Origin of the sequence: Rhizobium sp. AC27/96 (genome assembly GCF_001692325.1) — a bacterium.
GTDB lineage: Bacteria > Pseudomonadota > Alphaproteobacteria > Rhizobiales > Rhizobiaceae > Rhizobium.
The window spans coordinates 917,175-936,693 of record NZ_LXKN01000001.1 but is presented as its reverse complement, the minus strand read 5'-3'; the positions used below and the strand labels follow the sequence as shown (position 1 = coordinate 936,693).

The 19,519-nt window shown below is 58.4% G+C and carries 20 protein-coding genes and 1 tRNA gene; 5 read left to right on the top strand and 16 right to left on the bottom strand.

Annotated elements, in window-relative coordinates; genetic code table 11:
* Positions 1-43 precede the first annotated feature (43 nt).
* Genes A6U86_RS04675 through pcsA form a run of 5 tightly spaced genes read right to left on the bottom strand, consistent with a single transcriptional unit; the run spans position 44 to position 5,373 of the window.
* Complete coding sequence (locus tag A6U86_RS04675) at positions 44-964, bottom strand: ABC transporter permease (protein ID WP_068386540.1); 921 nt, start codon at positions 962-964, stop codon at positions 44-46.
* Positions 961-2,046, bottom strand: a complete 1,086-nt coding sequence (locus A6U86_RS04670) for an ABC transporter permease (RefSeq protein ID WP_068386537.1) — start codon at positions 2,044-2,046, stop codon at positions 961-963. Before A6U86_RS04670 ends, A6U86_RS04675 begins: the two co-directional genes overlap by 4 nt.
* On the bottom strand, positions 2,036-3,610 hold the full coding sequence (locus tag A6U86_RS04665) for an ABC transporter ATP-binding protein (RefSeq protein WP_068386534.1): 1,575 nt from the start codon (positions 3,608-3,610) through the stop codon (positions 2,036-2,038). The genes A6U86_RS04670 and A6U86_RS04665 overlap by 11 nt, the downstream gene beginning before the upstream one ends.
* Positions 3,611-3,651: 41 nt before the next feature.
* The gene (locus tag A6U86_RS04660) at positions 3,652-4,635 is read right to left on the bottom strand and encodes a quinone oxidoreductase (protein ID WP_068387896.1); all 984 of its coding nucleotides are present in this window, start codon (positions 4,633-4,635) and stop codon (positions 3,652-3,654) included.
* A gap of 12 nt (positions 4,636-4,647) precedes the next feature.
* A complete protein-coding gene (gene pcsA, locus A6U86_RS04655) occupies positions 4,648-5,373 on the bottom strand; it encodes a phosphatidylcholine synthase (RefSeq protein ID WP_068386530.1) in 726 nt (241 codons plus the stop codon).
* A gap of 213 nt (positions 5,374-5,586) precedes the next feature.
* Between pcsA and A6U86_RS04650 the strand changes: the two genes are divergently transcribed.
* Complete coding sequence (locus A6U86_RS04650) at positions 5,587-6,789, top strand: UbiH/UbiF family hydroxylase (RefSeq protein ID WP_068386527.1); 1,203 nt, start codon at positions 5,587-5,589, stop codon at positions 6,787-6,789.
* On the opposite strand, the gene A6U86_RS04645 is transcribed toward A6U86_RS04650, so the two are convergent.
* Together A6U86_RS04645 and A6U86_RS04640 are read right to left on the bottom strand one after the other, a co-directional pair.
* Positions 6,766-7,728, bottom strand: coding sequence for an AEC family transporter (locus tag A6U86_RS04645; protein ID WP_068386524.1), 963 nt, complete (start codon positions 7,726-7,728; stop codon positions 6,766-6,768). The two genes, A6U86_RS04650 and A6U86_RS04645, sit on opposite strands and share 24 nt — an antisense overlap.
* Positions 7,729-7,779: 51 nt before the next feature.
* On the bottom strand, positions 7,780-8,532 hold the full coding sequence (locus tag A6U86_RS04640; RefSeq protein ID WP_068386521.1) for a cytochrome c biogenesis CcdA family protein: 753 nt from the start codon (positions 8,530-8,532) through the stop codon (positions 7,780-7,782).
* 270 nt (positions 8,533-8,802) lie between these two features.
* On the opposite strand from A6U86_RS04640, the gene A6U86_RS34590 reads away from it, so the two are divergent.
* Entirely contained in the window at positions 8,803-9,108 is a 306-nt protein-coding gene (locus A6U86_RS34590) for a PsiF family protein (RefSeq protein ID WP_083196717.1), read from the top strand.
* 151 nt (positions 9,109-9,259) lie between these two features.
* Here A6U86_RS34590 and A6U86_RS04630 read toward each other — a convergent pair whose 3' ends face one another.
* The 4 genes from A6U86_RS04630 to A6U86_RS04610 all read right to left on the bottom strand — a co-directional run bounded on the left by A6U86_RS04630 (position 9,260) and on the right by A6U86_RS04610 (position 12,616).
* A complete protein-coding gene (locus A6U86_RS04630; RefSeq protein ID WP_068386515.1) occupies positions 9,260-9,628 on the bottom strand; it encodes a hypothetical protein in 369 nt (122 codons plus the stop codon).
* 162 nt (positions 9,629-9,790) lie between these two features.
* Positions 9,791-10,114 (bottom strand): hypothetical protein, encoded by a 324-nt coding sequence (locus tag A6U86_RS35110; protein WP_141683623.1) that lies wholly within the window; start codon positions 10,112-10,114, stop codon positions 9,791-9,793.
* A 568-nt stretch (positions 10,115-10,682) separates the two neighbouring features.
* Positions 10,683-11,159: a hypothetical protein gene (locus tag A6U86_RS04620; protein ID WP_244509825.1), complete on the bottom strand. Its 477-nt coding sequence runs from the start codon at positions 11,157-11,159 to the stop codon at positions 10,683-10,685.
* A 1,381-nt stretch (positions 11,160-12,540) separates the two neighbouring features.
* A tRNA-Lys gene (locus A6U86_RS04610) sits at positions 12,541-12,616 on the bottom strand.
* 373 nt (positions 12,617-12,989) lie between these two features.
* Here A6U86_RS04610 and A6U86_RS04605 point away from each other — a divergent pair.
* From A6U86_RS04605 to A6U86_RS04595, 3 genes are all read left to right on the top strand, one after another.
* Positions 12,990-13,247, top strand: coding sequence for a GlsB/YeaQ/YmgE family stress response membrane protein (locus tag A6U86_RS04605; protein ID WP_068386504.1), 258 nt, complete (start codon positions 12,990-12,992; stop codon positions 13,245-13,247).
* 164 nt (positions 13,248-13,411) lie between these two features.
* On the top strand, positions 13,412-13,618 hold the full coding sequence (locus A6U86_RS04600; protein WP_068387894.1) for a hypothetical protein: 207 nt from the start codon (positions 13,412-13,414) through the stop codon (positions 13,616-13,618).
* Between the two features lie 182 nt (positions 13,619-13,800).
* Positions 13,801-14,415, top strand: a complete 615-nt coding sequence (locus tag A6U86_RS04595) for a GntR family transcriptional regulator (protein WP_068386502.1) — start codon at positions 13,801-13,803, stop codon at positions 14,413-14,415.
* Between the two features lie 52 nt (positions 14,416-14,467).
* Here A6U86_RS04595 and A6U86_RS04590 read toward each other — a convergent pair whose 3' ends face one another.
* From A6U86_RS04590 to cysG, 5 genes are all read right to left on the bottom strand, one after another.
* Positions 14,468-15,280 carry a ferredoxin--NADP reductase gene (locus tag A6U86_RS04590; RefSeq protein ID WP_068386499.1) on the bottom strand — a complete coding sequence of 271 codons (813 nt, stop codon included), beginning with the start codon at positions 15,278-15,280 and terminating at the stop codon, positions 14,468-14,470.
* A 232-nt stretch (positions 15,281-15,512) separates the two neighbouring features.
* Entirely contained in the window at positions 15,513-16,025 is a 513-nt protein-coding gene (locus A6U86_RS04585; protein WP_068387891.1) for a DUF934 domain-containing protein, read from the bottom strand.
* Positions 16,026-16,037: 12 nt separating this feature from the next.
* Positions 16,038-17,714, bottom strand: a complete 1,677-nt coding sequence (locus A6U86_RS04580; RefSeq protein ID WP_068386496.1) for a nitrite/sulfite reductase — start codon at positions 17,712-17,714, stop codon at positions 16,038-16,040.
* An 18-nt stretch (positions 17,715-17,732) separates the two neighbouring features.
* Positions 17,733-18,047, bottom strand: coding sequence for a DUF2849 domain-containing protein (locus A6U86_RS04575; RefSeq protein ID WP_068386493.1), 315 nt, complete (start codon positions 18,045-18,047; stop codon positions 17,733-17,735).
* Positions 18,048-18,051: 4 nt separating this feature from the next.
* Positions 18,052-19,488 carry a siroheme synthase CysG gene (gene cysG, locus A6U86_RS04570; protein ID WP_068387889.1) on the bottom strand — a complete coding sequence of 479 codons (1,437 nt, stop codon included), beginning with the start codon at positions 19,486-19,488 and terminating at the stop codon, positions 18,052-18,054.
* Positions 19,489-19,519: the final 31 nt, after the last annotated feature.

The window sequence follows — 19,519 nt, the reverse complement described above, 5'->3', positions numbered from 1 at the left end:
TGGTTTGACATGTTTTGCAGAAAATCCGTCCGGCTGTTTGTCTTCAGCGCTCCGGAACGAAGGGCTTGCCGAGCGACGCTGGCGTGTTGATCAAGGTCGCGCGGCGATTTTGAGAGATGATGACGAGAACCACAATAGTCGATGCGTAAGGCAGCATCGACAGGAATTGTGAGGGAATACCGACGCCAAAACCCTGGGCGTGAAACTGCAGGATCGTAACAGCGCCAAAGAGATAGCCGCCGGCCATGACGCGCAGCGGCCGCCAGGACGCGAAGACGACGAGAGCCAGCGTCACCCAGCCGCGACCGGCAGACATGTTCTCGACCCATTGCGGCGTATAGACGAGCGACAGTTGCGCGCCGGCAAGCCCCGCACAGGCGCCCCCAAACATCACCGCCAGATAGCGTGTGCGGATGACGTCGATACCGAGAGCGTGGGCGGAGCCGTGGCTGTCACCGACGGCGCGCAGCTTCAGGCCCGCTCGGCTGCGGAAGAGGAACCAGTTGACGCCGATGAGCAGCGCAATCGACAGGTAGAAGGTCAGGTCCTGCTTGAACAGCACCGGCCCGAGAAGCGGGATATCAGACAGGAACGGGAAGACGATTTCCTGCAGCTGCACGCCCGGCACGCTCACATAACCCTCGCCGATCATGCCGGAGAGGCCGAGGCCGAGAATGGTCAGAGCAAGACCCGTGGCGACCTGATTTGTGACGAGCGTCAGCGTCAGGAAAGCGAACAGCTGTGAAAACAACGCACCGGCAACGACACCGGTGATCAGCCCTACGTAAGGCGAGCCCGTCATCTGTGCGCCGACGAAAGCGGCGACCGCACCCATGATCATCATGCCTTCGACGCCGAGATTGAGCACGCCAGAGCGTTCCACCACCAGTTCGCCGAGGCCGGCAATGACGAGCGGCGTCGATGCGGTGATGATGGTCAGCAGGATTGCTTCAAAGATGCTCATGCCGCACCTCCCCGAACGCGCGACCAGACCAGACGGATCTTGTAATGGATCAGCGTATCGCAGGAGAGCACGAAAAACAGCAGCAGCCCCTGGAAGACGCTTGCCGCCTTGGCGGAAATGCCGGGCGACAATTGCGCCGCCTCACCGCCGAGATAGGTCAGCGCCAGGACGAAGCCCGACAGGATCGCACCCAGCGGATTGAGACGCGCCAGGAACGCAACGATGATTGCGGTAAAGCCATAGCCCGGCGAGATAGCCGGCTGAAGATGGCCGATCGAGCCTGAGACCTCGGAAATGCCAGCAAGGCCCGCGAGCGCACCGGAGAAGAGAAAGGAGAACCAGACCATTTTCCGCGACGAAAACCCGGCAAACCGCCCTGCCCGCGCCGATTGGCCGAGCACGGTTATCTCGAAGCCCTTCAGCGTGTATTTGATCATGAACCAGGCAAGGACAGCCGCAACGACGGCAAAGACGATCCCCCAATGCGCGCGGCCGGAATCCTCCCAGATTGCCGGCAGCACCGCCTCAGGCGGAAAATCGATGCTCTGCGGAAAATTATGGCCCTGGGGATCGCGCCACGGTCCGCGCGACAGCCAATCCAGGAAGAGTTGCCCGATATAGACGAGCATCAGGCTGGTCAGGATTTCGTTGGTGTTGAAATGCGCCTTCAGCAGCGCCGGAATGGCGCCATAGAGAGCGCCGCCGATTGCGCCGGCAATCAGCATCAACGGCAGGACCATCGGCGAATGCCAATCGGTGAAGACAATCGGAATGAACGAGCCGGTAACGGCCCCGATCGAGAACTGACCTTCCGCTCCGATGTTCCAGTTGTTGGACCGGTAGCAGACGCAGAGACCGACAGCGATCAGGATCAGCGGGCCAGCCTTGATCGCCAGTTCGTGCAGCGACCAGACTTCCAGCAGCGGCTCGACGAAGAAGGCATCCAGCGCCTCCACGGGATCCTTGCCCATGATGGCGAACATGATGGTGCCGGCAATCAGCGCCAGCGCGAGGGCAAGCAGCGGTGACAGGATGCCAAACAGCTTCGAGACCTGCGGGCGCTTTTCAAGTTCAATGCGCATGCGCGGGCTCCGAATGCGTCCTGGATTCATGCATACCGCCCATCAGCAAGCCGATCTTTTCGCGTGTGAGTTCGCCGGCTGGATAGGATGGCGACAGGCGCCCTTCCGAGATCACCGCTATCTCGGTCGCGACTTCGAAGATCTCGTCAAGGTCCTGGCTGATGACAAGCACCGCCGAACCGTCGCGGGCGAGATCGACCAGCGCCTGCCGGATACGGCTCGCAGCGCCTGCGTCCACGCCCCAGGTCGGCTGATTGACGACCAGCACGCTCGGCTGGCGATCCAGCTCGCGGCCGACGATGAACTTCTGCAGATTGCCGCCGGAAAGCGCGCCGGCGGCTGGATCATCGCCGCTCTTGCGCACGTCCATCGCCTCGCAGATCCGCTTGGAAGCCTGCTTGACGACGCGGTGACGGATGACCTTGAGGAACCGACCGAGCAGGAATGCCTTGCGGTCCGATTGATTGCGGGCCAGCACGAGATTGTCCGAGAGCCTCATCGCCGAAACGGCGGCATGGCCATGGCGCTCTTCCGGCACGAAACCGGCCCCGAGCAACCGGCGGGCATTGATACCCTTGGTACCAACTGCCTTGCCGCGCACATGGATCAGATTGTCCGACGGGACTGTGTATTCACCGGAAATGACATCGAACAACTCGCCCTGCCCGTTTCCGGCTACGCCTGCGATCGCCAGCACCTCGCCGGCACGCACGCGCAACGAAACATCCTTCAGCGACATGGCAAAGGGCGTCCGCGCCGGGACAGTCAGACCCGCGACCTCCAGTTGGATGTCGCCAGGCTTTCCAAGTCCCTCATGCTGCACGCTGGCGACATCGCTGCCGACCATCATGCGGGCGAGCGAGCCCGTCGTTTCCTGCCGTGGGTCGCAGGCACCGGTCACCTTGCCGTGACGAAGCACCGTGGCGCGCGAACAGATGCGCTGCACTTCTTCGAGGCGGTGGCTGATGTAAAGCACCGAACGCCCTTCGTCCCTTAACTGGAACAGGGTTTCGAACAGACGGTCGGCCTCCTGCGGAGTCAGCACCGAAGTCGGCTCGTCGAGAATGATCAGCTTCGGATTCTGCAGCAGCGCGCGGACGATCTCGATACGCTGGCGCTCACCAACGGAGAGGTCGGCGACATGCGCATTGGGATCGAGAGGCAGGCCATAGGCACGCGACAGCTTTGCCGCTTCCTCGGATATTTTCGCGATCGGTATCTTGCTGTCGAGCGACAGGGCGATATTTTCAGCAACCGTCAGTGCTTCGAAGAGCGAGAAATGCTGGAAGACCATGCCGACGCCGAGCTTGCGGGCCGTACCCGGCGCGTCGATCGCAACGGGCTGGCCCTGCCAGACTATCTCTCCATGCGTCGGCTCCAGCACGCCGAACAGCATCTTCACGAGCGTGGATTTGCCTGCGCCGTTTTCGCCGAGCAGAGCGTGAATTTCGCCCGGCTGGATTTCCAGATCGATTTCATTGCAGGCGGCAAAACTACCGAACAGCTTCGTCAGTTTGCGAACCGACAACAACGCGCCGGCCGCCGGTACATCAGATGATGACACGTTCCCCTCATTTCCTTCCCACCGTCCTGCCCTTTACGGATCTATGGGATCAGTAGTGTAGTTCCACTCGTTTTCCTGGCTTCCAGATCCGCGTGTGCGCGCCCTGCATCAGCAAGCGGATAAGTCTGATGAATATTGATACGCACTTTGTTGCTTTGCACAACAGCAAATAACGCCCCGGCGCTGGCTCTGAGCTCTTCAGGTGTGGAGACATAGGCGAAAAGGCTTGGACGCGTCGCGAAAAGCGAGCCTTTCTGATTGAGGGTAGCGAGATTGAAATTCTCGATCGGCCCAGAGGACTGGCCGAAGGTAACCCACATGCCGCGCGGTTTCAGGCAGTCGAGCGACTGCGGAAACGTGTCCTTGCCCACTGAGTCGTAGACGACATCGACACCCTTGCCACCGGTGATCTCCCGAACGCGCTCGGCAAAATTTTCCCGGCTATAGTCGATGACATGGTCATAGCCATGGGCCAATGCCAGCTCGACTTTTTCCCGCGAACCGGCCGTCCCGATCACCGTTGCCGCACCAAGAGCCTTGGCCCATTGGCCGGCAATCAGGCCAACGCCGCCGGCAGCGGCATGAAACAGCAATGTAGTACCTGGTCCGACCTTGAAGGTGCGGTTGAGCAGATATTCGGCCGTCATGCCTTTCAGCATCATCGCAGCCGCCGTTTCGAGCGGGATGTCGTCGGGCACCTTGACCAGATGGCGGGCCTCGATATTGCGCTCAACACTATAGGCGCCGTCACTGCCGGCATAGGCGACACGATCTCCAACGGAGAAATCGGAGACGCCGGGGCCGACGGCGGTAACCGTGCCCGCGCCCTCTTTCCCCAGCTGCAGCGGAAAGCGCGGCGCCTTATAGAGGCCCGACCGCAAATAGACATCTATGAAATTCAGGCCAATGGCGGCCTGGCGAATCTGAACCTCACCGGCACCAGGAGGCGGCAGATCCACCTCCTCCAACTTCATGACCTCCGGGCCGCCATTTTCATGGATCTGAATGACGTTCGTCTTAGTCATGATGCGCAATCCTCATTGACGCCCGAGAGACGGGAAAAACTGCAGCACGGCGCCGATGCAATAGAGATAGATACCGCTGATGATAAACAGGACAACGGCCCATTGCGGCATGACGAAATGCATCAGCAGCGAATAGACGCCCAACGCCGACCAGAACAGGAATATGCCGAGATTGAGCGGCCGCAAGCGTTTGACGCGTACCGGGTGCAGGAAGTTTATTGGCAGGAATGTGAGGACGACGGAAACGCCGACCACGATCATGGCTGTCGTGGCGCTCGCATCGATCACGAAGAGCGTGAAGATCACCATGTTCCAGACCACCGGGAAGCCAGAGAAGAAATACTCCTCAGTCTTCATGCCGGTATCGGCGTAATAGATGGCACTGGAAACCACGATCATGCCGGCTGCGACAAAGGACCAGGGCTCGCCGATCATGCCGCTTTCATAGAGCGCGAAGGCCGGCAGCAGCACATAGGTCACATAATCGATAATATTATCAAGCGTATCGCCGGACCAGTTGGGCAGGACTTCCTTGACGCGGACCTTGCGGGCGATCGGCCCATCGATGCCATCCACCAGCAGCGCCAGACCGAGCCACCAGAACATATCGACAAAGCGATGCTCCGAGGCCGCGACGACGCCGAGAAAGGCGAGAAAAGACCCAGATGCCGTCAATATATGTACGGAGAAGGCACGAATCTCCGCATATGGCACCCGTTTATATTTGAAGATTTTCATCCGCCCCATGACTCGTCGGTTTATGCGCCTGCCCCGGCAGACGGTTTTTCTTGCTAATATGCATCCTTTGGTCTTCACCGCCAGCGCAAAAGCGCTCGTCCCCGACACGCTAGCGCGTGTTCCTGTCATTTTCACCCGCTGCGATGTTTCATCCCATGGATTTCAACAGGCTAAGCGCCTATTTTCAGAGCGAGAAGCAATTGAGGCATCGATATGAAGCAGATTGAAGTGGCCGTCATCGGCGGCGGCCTGGCCGGTATGATCACCGCATTCGCGCTTGCGCGCGGCGGAAGATCCGTCGCCCTGGTGGCAGCGCCACACAACAAGGCCGACAAGCGGACGACGGCGCTGATGGACCAATCGATCCGCTTTCTCGAGCGACTGACGTTGTGGGAAAAGATCGCGCCTTCGGCGACGCCGCTGACAACGATGCGGATCATAGACGGCACATCGAGGCTGCTGCGTGCGCCGACCGTCTCGTTCCGATGCTCGGAAATCGGTCTCGACGCTTTCGGCTACAATATTCCGAATGCCGTGCTGCTCGACACGCTCGGCAAGGCCATCGAAGCGGAAGGCAATATCGCCCGCATCGAAGCCACCGCTTCCGAAATCAGCTTTCGCGATGATGGCGTGACGATTGCGATCGACAATGGCGAACAGATCGAAGCCGCTTTCGTTGTCGGCTCCGATGGCCGGAACTCGATGGTACGCGAGGCCCTGGGCATCAAGGTCAAGGGCTGGTCCTATCCGCAATCGGCCATGGTGCTGAATTTCGCACACACTCTGCCGCATCAGAACATCTCCACCGAATTCCACACCGAAAGTGGCCCGTTCACGCAGGTGCCCCTGCCCGGCAATCGCTCCAGCCTCGTCTGGGTGCAGAAGCCGGCGGAAGCCGCGGCCATTGCCGAAAAGTCGCTGGAAGAGCTCGGCAGGCTGGTCGAAGAGCGCATGCAATCGATGCTCGGCCAGGTGACGATCGAGGATAATGTTCAGGTCTGGCCGCTTTCCGGCATGACGGCCCGCCACTTCGGCAAGGGCCGCGCCGCCCTGATCGGTGAGGCCGCCCATGTCTTTCCGCCGATCGGGGCGCAGGGCCTCAATCTGAGCCTGCGCGATATATTGGCGCTGTCCGACATTCTCAGTGGCACGACGGATCAACCCATCTCAGCTTCCGCCGGTGACCGGTTCGACAGCAAGCGGCGCGCCGACATTATCAGCCGCACGACGAGCGTCGACTTGCTCAATCGCTCGCTTCTTTCGGATTTCCTGCCGGTGCAGATGTTGCGCGCCGCGGGGCTGCATGTGCTCTCCGCCATCGCACCGCTCCGGAATATCGTCATGCGCGAAGGCATCGAACCCGGTGGCAGCCTGCGGAACCTCCCTTCGATGCTAAGAGAAAAGCTGCGCCGGTAGCGCGCCCGATTTTATCAGATAGAGCAACAGCGAAACCGTCACCACGGAACAGGCCGTGGTGATCAGGATTGTGGCGGAGGCCCGCTCCTGCCAGACGCCATACTGCTGGCCGATGACGAAGACGTTCGTGGCCGTCGGCAAGGCGGCCAGCAGCATTGCCGCTTCGATCCAGATCGGATCGAAGCCGCCGACCGCCTGCAGCACGATATAAACGATGAGTGGATGCAGGATAAGTTTTGCCGGCACGATATAGCCGATCTCGACCGGCACCCGCTTCAACGGACGCAGGGCGAGCGTTACCCCCATTGCAAATAGAGCACAGGGGGCAGCCGCTTGCGCCAGATAGTTGACAAATCGCTCGAAGGCAGTGGGTTGAGGAATTGAGAGCGCGGCCACGGCAAAGCCCAAAGCGGTCGACAGAATGAAGGGGTGCAAGAGCACCTTGCGGGCGATATCCGCAGAAAGGCGCCGGATGGAGCGCTTATCACCACCTTCCAAAGCCATCAGGGCCGGCGCGACGATGAAATGCAGCGCGTTTTCGAAGCAGACAATCAGGGCAACGGGAACGGCCGCCTTCTCTCCAAGGGCCAGAAGTGCCAGGCCCGGTCCCATATAGCCGATATTGCCATAGGCTCCGGCAAATGCCTGGATGGTGCTGTCGGCGAGCGAATTGCGCCGCAGGAAGCGCCCGATCAGAAATAGCAGCAGAAAAATCGAATAGGTCGCGGCGATATCGGTGGCGATGAAATCGATGCGTGTCAGTTGCTCGATCGGTGTCTGCGAGACGAGCTTGAAGAACAGCGCCGGCAGGGCCGCATAGATGATGAAGGTATTGAGCCAGCCTAACGCTTCCGCCGGCTGCTTGGTAATGCGCGCGGCGGCATAGCCGATCAGTATCAGGCCGAAGAACGGCAGCAGCAGACCGACAATGTCAGCCATCGGGCATGTTCCATTTTGCCGAGGAAATGAAGGCGAACGGTATCGCCGGACTTAGCCGATTTTCATCAAGATTGGAAAGGTCTGCTGAAACCAGATCGCCATGTCACTGACATAGCCGAAGATGAAGGCCAGACCCGTCAGCACCAGCAGCCCACCCATGACTTTCTCCACCGTGCCGAGATGGCGGCGGAAGCGGGACAGGAAATTCATGAAGGCGCCGGAAAAGCCGGCTGCGATCCAGAACGGTATGGCAAGGCCCAGCGAATAAACCGCCAGCAAACCGGCACCGGCACCGACGGTCTCGCGAGAGGCTGCAACACCGAGGATAGCGCCGAGAACCGGGCCGATGCAGGGTGTCCAGCCAAAGGCGAAGGCGAGACCCATAATATAGGCGCCCGTCAAGGTCGCCGGTTTGCCGTTGCCCTGAAAACGCGCTTCGCGGGCGAACAGGCCGATGCGGAAAACACCGAGGAAATTTAATCCCATAACGACGATGATGAGGCCGCCGATTTTCGAGAGAATATCGAGATGCTGGCGCAACAACAGACCGATCGACGAAGCGCCGGCGCCGAGCGCGACAAATACGGTGGCAAACCCCAAGGTGAAGAACAGCGCCGACATCAGCACATTGCCGCGAACGCTTGGCCCTGTCGCCACGGCAGCGCCACCGCCACGAAACTGCTCGACGGAAATTCCGGCCATGTAGCAGAGATAGGGCGGCACCAGCGGCAGCACGCAAGGGGAAAGGAACGAAAGCGCCCCGGCAATCAGGGCGCTGAGAAGCGAGATATCGGCAAGCGACACGATGGACTCCGGCTATGTCATTTCGCCCTCTTCCTACCGTCGCGAATGCCGGAAAGCCAATCACCTTTTCGAGGGAGCATGCTCGAGAGACGCCTGCGCGAGATAAAAGGAGTGCCGACCCAATAGCCGGAAGCGGTGGATATAGGGCGCGACCAACGGTCGCAGAACAGCCCAACGAACGAATTGCTTTTGCAAAAATATTGGTTCAAGCTGAGGCGGTTCGTTGAACAACGTGCATTCCACCCAAGTACTTAGCGGAGGAAAACCCCCATGCGTAGCGTTACCATGTTCACGACTGCAGCCTTTGTCGCGCTCTTCAGCGTAAGCGCCATGGCGCAAACGGCGACCCCCAGCACCACGACGACAACACCGAGCGCCACAACGACAACGCCAAGTGCTACAACGACAGCACCCGCAGCGAAATCGGAAACCACCACCACCAAGCCAAAGGCTGCAAAGCCGGCTCAAACGGCCGTTTCCAAGGCATGTTCGGCCCAGGCCGATGCCAAAGGTCTGCACGGAAAAGCTCGCGCCAAGTTTAGAAGCGATTGCAAGAAGAACGGCGGCAAGTCCTAAAATCCAGGATTGCCTTTGCTCAATGATCAACTTTACCGCTAAAACGGCGGTAAAGTTGATTACCATGAGTGGCGCCTCCAACAGCTGATGCTGTTGATTGATGATCGCTACGGCAAGTAGTTGGATGGCCTGGAATAACCCTTAGGGCGGATCAAAACCCGGCAGCGGCTCGACCGAACACGAAATCGGCTTCCGTGCCATCCGTCAGCCGGACGCGACCGGAACCGTCTACGCCATTGGCCTGACGCGTCGCGATCACAAACCCCTTTCGACCGTCAGAACATTGAACCGGCATGGAAATCGTCACGGATGTATCGAAAGGATCATACGTGCCGGCACATCTGGCCGGCTTGCCATTCAGCTTGCCGGACACCTGAAAACTGCCACCGGACATCGCTGCGGTGGATGTCCCCCGCATGACCTCACCCTTGCCGGAAATCACCGCGACAGGCACCGTCATGGCGCATGATGTAACAGACATCGCCGAAGCAGCGATGATGGCGAAGCCTGCGATTCTCATTAAGCAATCCCCCACAATGATGGGAGTTATGCACGCAAGACGATAGTGGTCAACATGTTTTGATCTCGCCTGCGTTTATCTAAAGCCGCCTTCACCAGCATATCTCGTGGGAAAAATATGACGGAACTCACAGGCGAGTTCACGAGCCAATCGACCTTGCTTTTATTTGCCTTTCGGCTTGAGCTCCTTTGTCACCGGGTCGATCTTGCCATCCACCAATCTGTTGCGAGGATCCGCGACGAGCGCACCCTTGTCATCGGTGTCTGCGGCCTGCTTCACATCATGAGCCTTGCTGTGCTGAATTTTTGCCAGCGACTGTTCATTCTCTCTTCCGCCATGCGGATTGCGGGACTGATCTTCTGCCAATGTGTTTCTCCTTTTGATCTCAAGGGAAACACGGCGGATTCGATTAGGTTCCGCGGAAAACACTTCTGAAGCCGTGCGCAACGCGACCATCGGCCCCAACTGCCGAATAGCGAGCGACACTGAAACTAACCACGAGGATGGCACGTATATCTCAACAATGATCGACCGGTGTCTCCAGGATAACCGGCAGCTTCCACCCGTCCCCGGTGCCCGCACTGCACCGGAGACGGCGGCACCGGTGCCTCCGCGCCGATGCCGCAGCGTCCGACGAAGCGGCATCGCAACCCTTCGTCGGACGCACATTTTCAGCCTCATCAATCCGGAGAACATTGCGGCAATGCCGAAGGATATGCATCGTTACATTAGATAGTGTACTTTTAGCGACACCTAAGATTATAATGCGACGATTGATGCGATTCATCATGAATCTAAACCTCTCAGTTTCACTGGCATGTGAGGAATCTGATCATGACTTCAATCGAGAAGACGAAGCTTGCCCGGCGCATAATGCTCATATTGCTACCGGTCTTCGGTGGCCTTACCGTCGTCGGGATCGTTGCGCTTTCAGCGATGGCATAGGCTGGACGGCGACTTGTGAAAGGCTTGGCGCGGCCGATCAAATCCGAAAACCTGTCTGCACCTGAGGTCGCGCGGAGCGCGTTACATCGCATTGACGCGACAGACGCCCTTACAAGCAATCGGAGCTGTCGACCGAAAAGGAGTAATCCTTGCCCTTGAGCTGATAGATGTAATTGGCGAGGGAAGCTTCGCCGGACACGAACTTCGGCAACAAGGAATTGCATAAATCGGAAAGCTGGGCGGATTTGACCAGAGGCGCGTCGAACCAGTCGTCATCGAGGTCCAGATCATAGAAATAGCTGTAGATGCTATCGGTCAGATCTATTTTCTTCAGCGTGGTTTGCTGATCGATTTTCTTGGGCAGATCCTTGTTGGCGAACACCACCGGATACCGGTTGGCAAGCTGCGGAATGACAAACTGCTCGGTCACCGGCGTTGTCATGGCTACCCCCAACAAGGGCAGCACGCTCAACGGTATCGCCACCCTCTTCCTGGCGATCACGCCGAATAAAATCCCCAGGCCACCAAACAAGCCGCAAACGATTGCGTAGATTTCCCATGAGGATAGTTCAGCCAAGAATTCCATTATGCGTCCATCGTCTTTATCGGTCGTCTCATCGGCACAGACTATTTTAGCGCCGGATTACCACTTTCCGCCAGTCACTTTTCAGCGCGCTCAGCATGGTTTGAAAGTAGAACATCAATGTGAGAGCGGGTGCTCCCAGGAAGCTCGCGGCTCCATCCTCCCGCGTATACCTCCCCGGCCCGCCGCCAGGCAATCACCAGATCCGCCAACCGCCCAATTGTCAGCATGATTGTTGCCGGTCACTAGAAATCGCGACATAGAAAAGCGCCTGATGCCGATCAACAGAGTGACCGCAGGCGGGCCTGCGAGAACAATGTGAGTAATTGGAGGGGATCACCAACGCGCCTGGAATTCGGTGGTGAGAGCGATGGGGCTCAAACCCATGACCTACTAATTAGAAACAGGTGCTTTACGTAATGTTTTTCTACCGCGTAAAAATAGACTGCGTTCGATATCGATCATGCCGAATCAACGACTTATGAAACGTCTGCAAACTGCTATTTTCTACAATGACAACAAGTTCTGACACTGCGGCCAATGGTGATGAATGGACCTCATGGTAGAAATCAAGTCATCAGCAGTTGTCGAAAGCATCTTGATCGAGGTCTCGAATACTAAGCAATATTGAGCACGATCCGTAGTCACCAACCATCTTTATCAGCGGCCTGCCTAGACAGACCCGTCATAGCATGCGTGCCAGTAAAAAGGCGCCCCGAAGAGCGCCTTTGGCATTTTGCAAGAGATCAGAACCTAGTTAACTAAGACCAGCAGGATGATCCCGACCACAGTCAACACCCCAAAAATTGGCAGTAGTATTTTCATTATTAGACGAAACAGCTTCTTGCGTTCGTTCAGGGTCAGCGTGACCCAGCGCGAATTTGGTGGTGACATTAACTCCCCTGGCCCCCGACAGCAGAGTCGCATTCGAAACTTAAACGACGCTTAATGTCGTTGTTTATCCGACGAAAAACGGGCCGCGCGATGCCGACGGTTGAATAGATTCGATCCAACCAATCTTAAAGATGGTATTCTGTCGTTCCGATCTTGAAGACAGGTCCGCACTCGCTTTTTGAAGCCTGCGTCAAAGTCGCGGTCGGCCTATGAATTCTCAAGCCAGTAATGGTGAGAATGGTGTTTTCTCAAATTCCGAGGCGATTCTCGACGCTCATTACCGGGGGTAAAGTCCAATTGGCCGAGCAGGCGATCGCTAAGCTTGAGGCATTTCAAGAAGCCAATAAGCAGGCGGAAGCGGATGAAGGCTTGGAGCGACGGAACGAGTTAAGAACGGATTCTTGCAAACTGAGTGTGAGATTTGCAAACGACCACATACAATTAGTGGGCGATAATATTGATGTTGTGGAGGTGTATTAGCCACTTAATGTGGTGAGAGCGATGGGGCTCGAACCCATGACCTACTGATTAAAAGTCAGTTGCTCTACCAGCTGAGCTACGCTCTCCCTTTCCGCGGGCGTTTCCGCCCCGGCTGGAAGTGCGCGGAACATATGCAGACGCCCTATTGCGGTCAACCCATAAAATCGAGGTTGTACCTGTCTCTGGACGGTTTTCCTCACCTCCAGCCTATGGAATCGCCGCGCTTACCGTCTGGATCAACCGAATACTGGCCCAGGCTGGAGAATCGCGGTTGGCGAAAAAGCTGCGGGTAAAGGCATTACGGTTCCGTTCGCCGGAACAATCGTAACAATTTCCCTCAATAATCAGGGTTGCAATGCACGGCTTCATTGCATCGCCCCGCAAGTATTGGGGTGCGAATCGTTTTTGGTGTATATCAGTTAATGTTAACAACCCGTCGGGTCCTCAGGAGGTTCTTTTATGGAAGACGCACACGTCGGTTGGATCGCAGCAATTATCATTGGCGGCCTGGCAGGCTGGTTCGCCGAGATGATCATGAAAAGCAACACTGGCATTATCATGAACATTGTCCTCGGCATTGTTGGCGCGCTGGTTGCCAGCTGGCTGTTTGGCGTGCTCGGGATCGCGTTGCCTTTCCATGTATGGCTGAACTACCTGATCACGGGCTTTATCGGCGCCTGCATCCTGATCTTCATCGGCCGTTTGATCAGGCGATAGCGATACGACGGGGCGGAAGACGCCCCAATCGGGAAGAGGAGAAAGGGAAGACGGGATATCTCGCCTTCCCTTTTTTGTTGCATTCATACGGCATAATGCAGGCACAGGCCTTTCCAACCATCTTTGCGGCGCTATGTACGAAAATGGAACCGAAAGGATGCAACATGACGGAAAACACCAATCGGACACCAGCTCGCAAGGTCATGCGAGGCCGGCCATACAGTATTGCCGAGTTCGCGCGAAAGTATCGTCTCGACGAGACTGAAGCGAAGCGCATCTTCTACAAATTCGGCCCGTCATCGACGGAACTTGATCTGCTGATGGCTGCGAAACGGAAGCAATCAACGCTTTCTTCTATTATCGGCCACTGATGCGGCTCCCTGGCCGCGCATGCGTTGCGGCCTCCTGACATCAATCGGAATCACTGTGCGATTGCCAGGTGACGCAGACCGGGATGGCGATCGCATAGCCGTATTGATATATCACAAGCCGTTGCCTCCGATGATGCCAGGTGACACTGTGTGCTCTCCAAGCTCGGTCGGACGTCGCCAGAATGCAGAATTCACTTAGCCACCTCGCCTATCTCGCGCTCGAGTATCTGATCGTTACCCTCGAGCTAAAACCCGGCGCTCTCGTCACCGAGAAGCAGTTGATCGAAATGGCCGGGCACGGCCGTACGCCGGTGCGCGAGGCAATTCAGAAGCTTGCTTGGCAGGGATTGATCCATGTGCGGCCGCGCGTCGGCCTGCAGATCGCCGAGATCGGTCCCGAGGATCATCGAGATGTCATGCAGGTCAGACGCGAGCTGGAGCCGATCGCGGCCGCGCTTGCCGCCGTACATGCCGACAGGCAACAACGCGATCAGCTGGACGAGTGCGCACGCTTGATGACGGAATGCGCCTCGACCGGGGATCTTCCCGGCTTCTTTGCGGCCGACAAGACATTTGATGAGATCCTCGAGGAGGCCTGCCCGAACAGGTTCATCATCGCGGCCCTGGGACCGGTTCAAACGCATGCGCGCCGGCTGTGGTACTCGACCGGTTCACCCGGTCGTATGGATCGCGCAATCGCGATGCATATTCAGGCTATCAAGGCTATCCATGGCGGCGATGCGGAGAATGCGCGAACCGCCATGGCGGCACTGATCGATTATCTCACCAACCCATAAAAAAGGCGGCTCCGTTGCCGAAGCCGCCTTTGATTCATCCATGGAGCTTCGCCTAGCCGACGAAGGCGCGTTCGATTACGAATTCGGCAGGCTTGTTGTTGGCACCTTCGGTAAGGCCGGCCTGCTCCAGCAAATCCTTAGTATCCTTCAGCATTGCTGACGAGCCGCAGATCATGCCACGGTCAATGCCGATATCGAAGGCAGGCACGCCCAGATCACGGAAAAGCTTGCCGCTCTTGATGAGGTCGGTGATGCGGCCGGTAAAGGGGAATTCCTCACGGGTAACGGTCGCGTAGTGACGCAGCTTGTCGCCGACGACCTCGCTCAGGAGCTCGTCGTTGCGGATTTCCTCGACCAGATCAAAGCCATATTTCAGCTCGGCGACATCGCGCGTCGTATGGGTAAGGATGACTTCTTCAAACTTCTCGTAGGTCTCGGGATCGCGGATCAGGCTTGCGAAAGGCGCGATGCCGGTGCCGGTCGAGAACATATAGAGCCGCCTGCCCGGCGTCAGCGCATCGAGAACAAGCGTGCCTGTCGGCTTCTTGCGCATCAGCACTTCGTCGCCCGGCTTGATATTCTGCAGGTGCGATGTCAGCGGTCCCTCAGGCACCTTGATCGAAAAGAATTCGAGCTCATCGGCCCAGGCCGGGCTCGCGATCGAATAGGCGCGGTAAAGCGGTTTGCCGTCGATCATCAGGCCGATCATCGCGAACTCGCCGGAGCGGAAACGGAAGCCTTGCGGCCGCGTCATCGTAAAGCGAAAGAGCCGGTCGGTATAATGCGTAACGCTCAGCACCTTCTCGGCGAAAACGCCGGCGGGTACTGCGGAAGCAAAATCATCTGTCTTGGCGGGGGCGTTCATTCTGTCTCTAATCCCGTATTCGTCTCAAACGTCATTCCTGGCAGGCTCATTGCGGAAGGCTGATATTATAATATAGCCCGGATTGAAAGGCTTTCCATTCCATCCGGAGCCGCAGGACTGAAATATGTGCGTTTCAGTCAAGATTTCATAGTGCCGACGATACACATAATGATCGGCATGAATGCGGCAACTCGACGCTGTCAAATCGCCGCCCTCTCCAGCCCCGCAATAGTCAGGCCGACTTTGCCGGCAACCGCCGCCAGCTATAGGCCTGCCCGGCTTCGGCGGGACGAGCGGTCGGCTGATAGTAATGCGGAATACCCGGCAGCCGATCTTCCGACAGGCGCTTCAACGCGGTTTCGTTGGTGACCGCGAAGCTGTCGATGCCGACGCGCAGCATCAGCGGAATCTGGTCGATCAGCACATCGCCGACAGCGCGCAACTCGTTGGTATAGCCGAGGCGCTCGCGAAGCAGCGCGGCATGGCTGAACGCGCGGCCATCATTGAACGCCGGAAAGGCGACTGCGACAATCGCGAGGCGATCAAGATAGGGCTGCAGCTTCGTCACGTCGTCGGCCGGCTTTATCACCACGCCGAGGCCAACTTCGTTGCTTTCCTCTGCCCTGGCTATCAGCGCATCGAGAGCGAGCAGCGGCTTCTGTCCCTCAGTCACCCTGACCTCATCGGTCTCGATGACCCACGCGTCACTTTCGACAAAACCGGTTTCCCGCCAAATCTTCGTCATGGCCATATCCCCTTACGCCGCTTCGGCTGATGAAGACGAGCCATAGAGCGCATCCTTGAAGGGCTGCGGTCCAACGCGTCGATAGGCGTCGAGGAAAATCTCGGAGGGATCAAGGCGCAGGCCGATATAGGTATCGACGATGGTCTCGATGGCGTCGGTGACCTTTTCGGGCTCAAAGCCGCGACCGATGATCTCGCCAATCGACGTGTGTTCGTCACCGGAGCCGCCGAGCGTGATCTGATAGAGTTCCGCACCCTTCTTCTCGACACCGAGCAGGCCGATATGGCCGACATGGTGATGGCCGCAGGCGTTGATGCAGCCGGAAATCTTGATCTTCAACTCGCCGATCTCGGCCTGGCGTTCTGCTGAGCCGAAACGTGTCGAAATCTCCTGCGCGACCGGGATCGAGCGGGCATTGGCGAGCGCGCAATAGTCGAGGCCGGGACAGGCAATGATGTCAGTGATCAGGCCGGCATTCGCCGTTTCCAGGCCGACGGTGACCAGACCGCGATAAACGGCTTCAAGATCGGCCAATGCCACATGCGGCAGGATTAGGTTCTGCTCATGGCTGACACGGATTTCGTCGAAAGCATATTCCTCGGCGATATCAGCCACTGCATCCATCTGCGCATCCGAAGCATCACCGGGAATGCCGCCGATGGGCTTCAACGAGATCGTCACCATGCCATAGTCGGGGTTCTTGTGCGGCTGCACGTTCTGCTGCACCCAGCGGGCAAAGGCCGGATCGGCATTCTTCCAGCGCGCAAGGCTTTCCCAACCCTCGGCACGTTGCGGCAGGGCCGGCGGCGCGAAATAGGCGGAAATTGCCTGAACGTCGGCTTCCGGCAGCTTCAGCTCGGTATCCTTAAGCTTATCGAACTCGATCTCGACCTGGCGTGCCAATTCCTCGGCGCCGGTTTCATGAACGAGGATCTTGATGCGAGCCTTGTACTTGTTGTCGCGGCGGCCATGCAGATTGTAAACGCGCATGACGGCGGTCGTATAGGACAGCAGATCCTCTTCCGGCAGGAAGTCGCGGATCAGCTTGGCAACCATCGGCGTGCGACCCTGCCCGCCGCCGACATAGACGGCAAAACCGATCTCACCCTTATCGTTCTTCTTCAGGTGCAGACCGATATCATGCACCTGGATCGCGGCGCGGTCGCGTTCGGCGCCGGTGACAGCGATCTTGAACTTGCGCGGCAGGAACGAGAATTCCGGATGCACGGAAGACCACTGGCGCAGGATTTCCGCGTAAGGACGCGGGTCGGCGACTTCGTCGGCGGCGGCGCCGGCGAAATGATCGGCCGTGACATTGCGGATACAGTTGCCTGAGGTCTGGATAGCGTGCATCTCGACGGCGGCCAGTTCGGCCAGCACATCGGGCATGTCAGACAGCTTCGGCCAGTTGAACTGAAGGTTCTGCCGTGTCGTGAAGTGGCCGTAGCCACGGTCATAGGTGCGGCCGATATGGGCCAGCATGCGCATCTGGCGCGAGCTCAGCGTGCCGTAGGGAATGGCGATGCGCAGCATATAGGCATGCAGCTGCAGATAGACGCCGTTCATCAGACGCAGCGGCTTGAAGGCATCCTCCGAGAGCTCGCCCGCAAGGCGCCGCTCCACCTGATCGCGGAACTGTGCAACGCGTTCCGCAACAAAGGCGTGGTCAAATTCGTCGTAACGATACATGATTTCCTCGGGACTTCCTCAGACTGCAATGAATTCCGGATCGGCCGCGGCATAGCCGGGCGCGTATTCCATGGTGGGGCCTTCGGCACGAATGCGCTCACGCAGGCGTAGCGGCCAGAGCTTGCCGCCGGTTTCCTGAACATCGATCAGGTTGACGTCGACAACCTTGTTGTCGGCATAGGCTTGCTTGCCGACGGCTTCCAGCGCGGCTTCCGCCTCGGCATGGCGCGCGACCAGCGATTCCTGCAGCGATGTTACCCACTCACCATTGGCGTTCAGCCAAACGGCGACGCCATCGGTGAGCCGGTTTGCGGTCAGAACCTTGTCGACCATGGGGTCAGCTCCTTGCATAGTCTTGAGCAACGGTCTCGCGTCGGACCAGCGGCTCGGATTGTTCGAAATTCGCACCGGCGACAGCTTCGCCGATAATGACCATGACCGGCCCGCTCAACTCGTCGCGATGCTCAAGGTCAGGCAGATCCCGCAAAATGCCGTGCATCAGGCGACGATCGCGGCGGCTCGCATTCTCGATGACGGCGACGGTGGTTTCCGGTGGAAGCCCGGCTTCCATCAAACGGCCCGCGACGGAGGCCGCAACCGTGCGGCCCATATAGACGGCAATGGTTGCGCCTGACACGGCAAGACTTGCCCAATCGGGCAGGACATCGCCCGTCAGATCATGGCCTGTTGTAAAGACCAGCGACGAGGCGACACCGCGCAATGTCAGCGGCAGTTCGAAATCTGCAGCCGCTGCAAAGGCGGAGGTGATGCCGGGGACGATCTCGTAGCCGATTCCGGCGGCGCGCAGCGCAGCCATTTCCTCGCCTGCACGGCCATAAACCAGCGGATCGCCGGATTTCAACCGCACGACGCGCTTGCCATCACGGCCAAGCTGCACCAGCAGATCGTTGATCTCTTCCTGCGATTTGGTGTGGCAGCCCTTGCGCTTGCCGACGGACAGCCGCTCGGCATCGCGGCGGCCCATATCGACGATCGCCTGCGGCACGAGAGCGTCATAGACGATGACATCGGCTTCCATCATCACCCGCTGGGCACGCAGCGTCAGCAGGTCTTCCGCACCGGGACCGGCACCAACCAGCCATACGCGACCCTCGACCTCTCGCGAGGACTGCAGCAGTTCATCCGCAGCCTGTTCGGCCTGCAGCAGGTGACCGGCGTTGACGGCATCGGCAACGGGGCCGGAGAAGAAGCGGTGCCAGAACACGCGGCGCGCGACACCGCGCGGCACAAGGCGATCGACCGGCTTGCGGTAACGCGTCGCCAGTTCCGCCAGCTTGCCGAGCGAGGGCGACAGCATCTGATCGATCTGAGCCCGGATCATCTGCGCCAACACTGGGCCAGCACCTTCCGTGCCGATGGCAACGGCCACAGGCGCGCGATTGACCAGCGCCGGCGTATAGAAATCGCAATAGTCGGGCTGATCGACAGCGTTTGCGGGGATTCTTTCGGCACGGGCAGCGTCGACGATGGACCGATCGGCCTCCGCATCACCAGTCGCGGCGAAGACCAACGTGGCGTGCTTCACCTGCTCGGGTGAAAATTCGCCGCGCACGGTCGCGATCCGGTTGGCAATCAGGAAGGAATGATAGTCGGCCTCGGGTGACTGCGTATAGGCGACGATCTTCGCCTGGGTGTTCATCAGCAGCCGCACCTTTGCGAACGCTTCGTCGCCATTGCCGAAGACAGCCGCAGTCCTTCCGTCCACGCGGAAGAAGGCGGGAAACACCGAAAGCTGTTCAGTCCTGGGAGGCATCGTCATTCCAATTCGAGATGTGCCGAATATC

Excerpts from the sequence above, each read along its gene's own strand:
- A6U86_RS04675 (WP_068386540.1), bottom strand. The coding sequence starts at position 964 with ATGAGCATCTTTGAAGCAATCCTGCTGACCATCATCACCGCATCGACG.
- A6U86_RS04670 (WP_068386537.1), bottom strand. The coding sequence starts at position 2,046 with ATGCGCATTGAACTTGAAAAGCGCCCGCAGGTCTCGAAGCTGTTTGGC.
- A6U86_RS04660 (WP_068387896.1), bottom strand. The coding sequence starts at position 4,635 with ATGACTAAGACGAACGTCATTCAGATCCATGAAAATGGCGGCCCGGAG.
- pcsA (WP_068386530.1), bottom strand. The coding sequence starts at position 5,373 with ATGAAAATCTTCAAATATAAACGGGTGCCATATGCGGAGATTCGTGCC.
- A6U86_RS04650 (WP_068386527.1), top strand. The coding sequence starts at position 5,587 with ATGAAGCAGATTGAAGTGGCCGTCATCGGCGGCGGCCTGGCCGGTATG.
- A6U86_RS04645 (WP_068386524.1), bottom strand. The coding sequence starts at position 7,728 with ATGGCTGACATTGTCGGTCTGCTGCTGCCGTTCTTCGGCCTGATACTG.
- A6U86_RS34590 (WP_083196717.1), top strand. The coding sequence starts at position 8,803 with ATGCGTAGCGTTACCATGTTCACGACTGCAGCCTTTGTCGCGCTCTTC.
- A6U86_RS04630 (WP_068386515.1), bottom strand. The coding sequence starts at position 9,628 with ATGAGAATCGCAGGCTTCGCCATCATCGCTGCTTCGGCGATGTCTGTT.
- A6U86_RS04620 (WP_244509825.1), bottom strand. The coding sequence starts at position 11,159 with ATGGAATTCTTGGCTGAACTATCCTCATGGGAAATCTACGCAATCGTT.
- A6U86_RS04605 (WP_068386504.1), top strand. The coding sequence starts at position 12,990 with ATGGAAGACGCACACGTCGGTTGGATCGCAGCAATTATCATTGGCGGC.
- A6U86_RS04600 (WP_068387894.1), top strand. The coding sequence starts at position 13,412 with ATGACGGAAAACACCAATCGGACACCAGCTCGCAAGGTCATGCGAGGC.
- A6U86_RS04595 (WP_068386502.1), top strand. The coding sequence starts at position 13,801 with ATGCAGAATTCACTTAGCCACCTCGCCTATCTCGCGCTCGAGTATCTG.
- A6U86_RS04590 (WP_068386499.1), bottom strand. The coding sequence starts at position 15,280 with ATGAACGCCCCCGCCAAGACAGATGATTTTGCTTCCGCAGTACCCGCC.
- A6U86_RS04585 (WP_068387891.1), bottom strand. The coding sequence starts at position 16,025 with ATGACGAAGATTTGGCGGGAAACCGGTTTTGTCGAAAGTGACGCGTGG.
- A6U86_RS04580 (WP_068386496.1), bottom strand. The coding sequence starts at position 17,714 with ATGTATCGTTACGACGAATTTGACCACGCCTTTGTTGCGGAACGCGTT.
- A6U86_RS04575 (WP_068386493.1), bottom strand. The coding sequence starts at position 18,047 with ATGGTCGACAAGGTTCTGACCGCAAACCGGCTCACCGATGGCGTCGCC.
- cysG (WP_068387889.1), bottom strand. The coding sequence starts at position 19,488 with ATGCCTCCCAGGACTGAACAGCTTTCGGTGTTTCCCGCCTTCTTCCGC.